A 5399-nucleotide genomic window follows, 5' to 3' on the forward strand; every position below is an offset into this window, starting at 1 on the left:
CTGGAACGCATGCCCCGCCGCGCCGCTGGCGTCGGTCACCGACCAGGCGCCGTCCTTCCAGGCTGCGGTGAGCCCGTCGCCCCTGACGTTGACCTGCATGTCGTGGGCGCCGTCGATGCTCACGTGATTGCCGTTGCCGTTCACCGAGAGCGAGGTGTCGCGCGATCCGCTCAGGCCCACCTGGTTGCTGTCGCCGCCGACGGTCACGTCGTTGTCGACGCCCCCCAGGGTGGCTGTGTTGCCGTTGCCGTTCTGAGTCAGTGCGTTGCGGTTTCCGCGAACCGTGGCGCTGTTGGCGTCACCGTTCTGTCCCACCGCGCCGCCGTGGCCCGTGAGCACGGCCTGATTGCCGTTACCCGTCTGCGCCACGGTGTGGTCGGTGCCCCTGGCCTGGGCCTTGTTGAGCCCCCCCTGCTGCGTCACACCGATGCGGGCGCCCTTCACCGTGGCTGTGTCGCCCTGGCCGTTCTGCGTCACCGTGTCGACCTGACCGTGCACGTCGGCCGAGTTGCCCGCCCCGCTCTGGGTGACGCTGGTTCGGGAGCCACCCTGTACGGCGAACTCCCCAATGCCCTGCTGCTGGGTGCTGTTCTGCGTGCCGGTCTGGAACGCTGTGCTGTCGCTCGCAGACTGTGTCACCTGGTTGAAGTTGCCGTTCTGGGAGACCCGGTCGTTGCGGCCGTGTGAATTGATCTGGTTGGCCAGACCGGACTGCGTCGCGGACCCTCCGCTCCCGCCGAGAACCATCGCGTTGCCGACGCCGTCCTGTGACCCTCGATTGCCGACGCCCACGACGCTTCCCAGGTTCTCGCGCCCGCTCTGCGACAGCGCGTTGCCCACACCTCGAACGGCGCCCGACTGCAACGGCCCGCGCTGGGTGAGCGTGTTGTCGAAGCCCTTCACGCTTGCGGTATCGCCCGTCCCATTCTGGGAGACCGTGTTGCGCACGCCTTCCACTCCCGCGTGAGCGAAGGTCCCCCGTTGATCGACCGTGTTCTGGCGACCATCGAGCAGCACCTCGCTGCTGGCGCCATTCTGAGACACGTTGTTGGCGACGCCGCGCAGCAAGGCGGTGTTGGCGCTGCCCTGCTGATCGAGACGGTTGTCGAAGCCCGCGATCTGACCGTGCAGGAACGTTCCGTCCTGCTTCACGTCGTTGAGGAATGGGCTCCCGCAGAACACGTTCTCACCGGAGAGAGAAGCCGTATCACACGGGTGCAGTGTCGTGAGATCGAACTCCGACAAGTTCCCGCCAGCGAGTCGCTCGACGGCATCCGCAGCCGCCGGGGCGTTGGGATCGGGCGTGAAGCCAAGCCCCAGCAAGGCCTGCTTGTTCTGGATGTCGTTGCTCATCAGCTGAGCCATGGCCGCCGCGTTCGAAAGTCCACCGATCATGGTCTTTTCCTCCTGCTCATTCGATTGCGCCGAGATGGCGCGTCTCATTGAGACGAGGATAGGATGCGGAGAAAAAAAGGGCGATAAAACGACGGTGCGGATGTTGCCACCCTGTTGCCATCTGGTGAACGCTTCACCCCCATGTGACGCCGACGGACGCTAGCGGACCTCCTGGAGCTTCTCGTATCCCTGCCCCCCCGGCAGCGTACGGTAGTACCCTGGACCGTCGGGTCCGGTGCTCCAGTAGCGGCTCTCGGACGTGGTGAACTCGGTGCCGAGGCTGGGAGAGTACACCCGTGCCGTTCCGCTCATGGCGTTGTGCCACTGCTGGCTCGATCGCGAGGTCGCCGCGTCGCGCATCCTGCCCGAGGCGATGATGCCGCTCGAGTCGTTGGGACGATTCCCCAAGGTGCTCAAGCCGCCCAGCGTGGCGGCGCTCGATGCATCGCTCACGGCGACGGTGCTGCGCACCGCGGCGAGCAGCTCCGCGCACGCCGGCCAGCGCTCGGCCTGCGCCAGCTCGAGCTGCCCCACGTAGACGTGGCCCAGGCTGTTCCACTCACGGCCCGCGAAGATGCGACCGCGCGCCGGCCTGCCGTACGCATCGATGGCCTCGCACCCGAACACGACCCACTCGCCGCTGCCGGTGGGCGAGGCGATGGAACGAGGCGCGCTCAAGGAGAGGTTGCGCAGCACCGACGAGAACTGCTGATATGACGCCTGGTAGAGGTCCGGAGGGTACGACAGTCGCATCAGGAAGATGGCCGACACCCCCATGGAATGATCATCGGCCAACAAGGTGACGCTGTTCGTACCCTCCTCCGCCACCTGCCATCCGGGAGGCAGGGAGGCGCTGAAGTACCGTCCCTGCCAGGGCTGCAGCGAGACCTGCGCGGGCGCTTCCTGCACGGGCGCGGCGTAGTCCTGGGAGGGGGAGGACGAGACAGGCTCCTGCGACGAGATGACAAAGCCCCCGCCAGCGCGCGCACCTCCGCCGCCAGGAGCGGGAGCGCCGCGCTCAGACGATTGCGGGGCCTCGACCACGGTGTCTCGCCGGTACGACTCGGCGATTCGCACGAGCACCTTCATGTCGCGCTCGACGGTCTTCGCGGGCGCGTACAGCAGCTTCATGTCGACAAACCCCGGCTGACAAGAGACGCTGATGATGCCGGCCGTGTGAACGCCACCGCACATCCCCTCAACGGAGGCCAGGGCGCCGCCGCGCACGGGGCGATACGACAACAGGTGCAGGTCGCCACCGTCCTCGCGCACGTTCTTGCGTGCCACCTGGAAGAAGCAGTCGAGCCAGTTCTGGGGGGTTCGCTCGACGTTCACCCGCGCGGGGATGATGAGGATGCCGGCCGCCTGGGGCTTCTCCTTCGTGACGGTGAGGAAGCCGTCATCCTTGGTGACCCGCCAGCCCGCGGGAATCTCGAGACGGATGCCCGTGCTCGGGTCGCGGTAGGTGCGATACGCCGCAGGCGCCTTGGCGGGCTTTCCCTTCGCGCCGGCAAGCGCGGGGCGATGCGCCACCGAACAGAGCAGCAGCATGAGAAGGAGCAGCGCGCGACGATTCATGGCGTTCCCCCGTTGACGGCGAAAGACACACCTTCTCAGGCGTCACCCCCACCGAGATGCGTGACCGCGATCCCGCGCACGAGGCACCAGCCCAGCCCGTACAGATACAGGCGAGGACCGCGGCAGACATGGGTTCTGCACGCCACACGCGTATCTCCTGCGCGAGGAACCCACCCCTCGTCTCGAGGCAACCGCTCCGGCAGGCCCTCGAACCGAGACGTGGAATGATCTCACCATGTCGACTTCATCCGACACCGATCGCACCCACAGCCGCCTCGAGGTCGTCGGCCGCGCCTTTCCCCAGCTGACGGCCGATGATTGCGCCGCCCTCATGGCCGCGGCAAAGCGCAGCCGCCACACCGCGGGCGCCGTGCTGCTCGAGCAGGGGTCGCGCCGACAGGCCATCTTCGTGCTCGAGAGCGGCTACGTGAGCGTGCGCCCTTCTCCCCTCGGCCATGCCATCGCCATCGCGCGCCTGGGGCCTGGGAACGTGTTCGGCGAGATGTCCTTCGTCGAGCACGGCGAAGCCAGTGCGAACGTTCTGGCCGAGACCGACGTGGAGGTCGACGTCGTCGAGAGCGACACCCTCATCTCCCTGCTGGACACGGTGCCCGGCCTGTCGGCCCGCTTCTACGCCTCGCTGGCCACCAGCCTGTCGCAGCGGCTGCGCGACGCGAACACGCGCCTGGCGAGCCGCTTCATCGAAGACCTCCCGCAGTTCACCCGCCTGAGCAGCCCGCGCTCGGTCTCCGACGCGGTTCTCGACTCCGAGCTCGTCATCACCCTGTTCGCCTTCAAGCGGGAGATGATGGACATCGATCGCCTGCTGCTCAAGCGCAACCACGACGAGGCCGAGGTCGCTCGACGCGTAGACGCCGCGCTGACCGCCCTCGAGCAGGGGCTCACGCGACAGATCGAGACCGACCCTTCGCTCGCGGCAGACATCGGCGCCCATGTGTTCCGCGAGGCCTTCCCCTTCCTCACCCTGAGCCGCACGTACGATCGCTGCTTCTCGAAGCCACGAGGCTATGCCGGCGACTATCTCACCATCGAGATGATGTACGACGACGTTCCGCAGGGCGATCGACGCCTGGGGCGCCACATCGACCGATGGTTCCTCTCCACGCCGGCCGCGCGAGCCGTGAAGAACCGCCGCCAGCTCGTCTGTGAGACCCTGCGCGATCTGGCGGAGGGCCGCACCAACGACGCCCCGCTGCGGGTCACGAGCCTCGCCTGCGGGCCGGCGCGAGAGCTGTTCGACCTCTATGGGAGCGACAGCGTGCCCCACATCGAAGCCACCTGCATCGACATCGACCGCGACGCCCTCGAGTACGCATCTGAGAAGGCCGTGGCCTTCGGGGTCAGCGACCGCATGCGCTTCGTACGCGACAACGTGGTGCTGCTCTCCCTCGGTCGCGGCCACACCGTGCTTCCGCCGCAAGACGTCATCTACAGCATCGGCCTCACCGACTATCTCACCGACGACCAGGTGGTCGATCTGTGCAGCTGGATGCACGACAACCTCGAGCGTGGCGGCACCGCCTTCATCGGCAACTTCGCCGCCGGCCAGCCGAATCGCATGCTGATGGACAACCTTCTCGAGTGGCGCCTGATCCACCGAACGCCGGAAGAGATCACCGCGCTGTTCGGTCGCTCGCGGTTCGGCGAAGCGCCGGTCGAGGTGCGCTTCGAGCCCGCGGGGGTGAACCTGTTCGCCTTCTGCCGCAAGCCCTGACGGGCTTCCAGACTACTTCCTCACGCCGTCGACGAGAAAGACCACGCCCACGATATAGGTCTGGCGAACGGCGCTCGATCCGAGCCCGAGCTGCACGCCCCCTGCCAGCGTGCACTGGGGCGCCACGCTCCAGTAGAGAACCCCCATGGCGTACGACGTCTGAGGCAGCGCCGGCCCCGCGCTCCCGAAGCGATGCACCTCGCCTTCGAACAACAGGTTCCCTGCCTTGTTCACGGGAACGGTGAGTCCGACACCTTGACCGAACTGCAGGTGGCGCACCCCGTCTGGCGCAGTGAGATCGGTGAGCCACAGGTTCACATCGAGGTGCGCCTTGCCGTAGTCCTGGCTGTAGAACCAGGTGAGCTGCTCCTGGGTGTGCCCAGAGGTGAATCCGAGCGCGGGATTGCTTGTGGGCACCCCCACCTGCAGCTGCAGCGCCTGGGTCGACATCTTCGCGTTGCGCGGAACCGCGATGAGGTACTTGATGCCCGGGGTGAGATCGCCGAAGGCGCGGGTGGTTCCCGTGGGCGTCGTCTGGCTCAGCCACGAACTCCCCCCGAGGTTCACCATCCACCGCGGATTGAAGGTGTACTTGACGAGGAAGGGGGCCTGTCGAAGCGACGTATACCCGGGGCCGTTGCTAGACTCGAACCAGAACTGCTCGAACTCGGGAATCCCCACATTGGTGAGC

At 66.9% G+C, this 5399-nt stretch carries 4 protein-coding genes; 1 reads left to right on the forward strand and 3 read right to left on the reverse strand.

The features are described 5' to 3' along the window. Together EB084_18735 and EB084_18740 are read right to left on the reverse strand one after the other, a co-directional pair. Nucleotides 1-1395, reverse strand: a 1395-nt coding sequence (locus EB084_18735) for a DUF3060 domain-containing protein (protein NDD30299.1), incomplete at its 3' end; no start/stop codon positions are given. 159 nt (nucleotides 1396-1554) lie between these two features. Then, nucleotides 1555-2973, reverse strand: a complete 1419-nt coding sequence (locus EB084_18740; protein NDD30300.1) for a hypothetical protein — start codon at nucleotides 2971-2973, stop codon at nucleotides 1555-1557. Between the two features lie 235 nt (nucleotides 2974-3208). On the opposite strand from EB084_18740, the gene EB084_18745 reads away from it, so the two are divergent. After that, entirely contained in the window at nucleotides 3209-4708 is a 1500-nt protein-coding gene (locus tag EB084_18745; protein ID NDD30301.1) for an SAM-dependent methyltransferase, read from the forward strand. Between the two features lie 12 nt (nucleotides 4709-4720). Here EB084_18745 and EB084_18750 read toward each other — a convergent pair whose 3' ends face one another. Continuing rightward, on the reverse strand, nucleotides 4721-5389 hold the full coding sequence (locus tag EB084_18750; protein ID NDD30302.1) for a hypothetical protein: 669 nt from the start codon (nucleotides 5387-5389) through the stop codon (nucleotides 4721-4723). Nucleotides 5390-5399 lie beyond the last annotated feature (10 nt).

Source organism: Pseudomonadota bacterium, assembly GCA_010028905.1.
Lineage (GTDB): Bacteria > Vulcanimicrobiota > Xenobia > RGZZ01 > RGZZ01 > RGZZ01.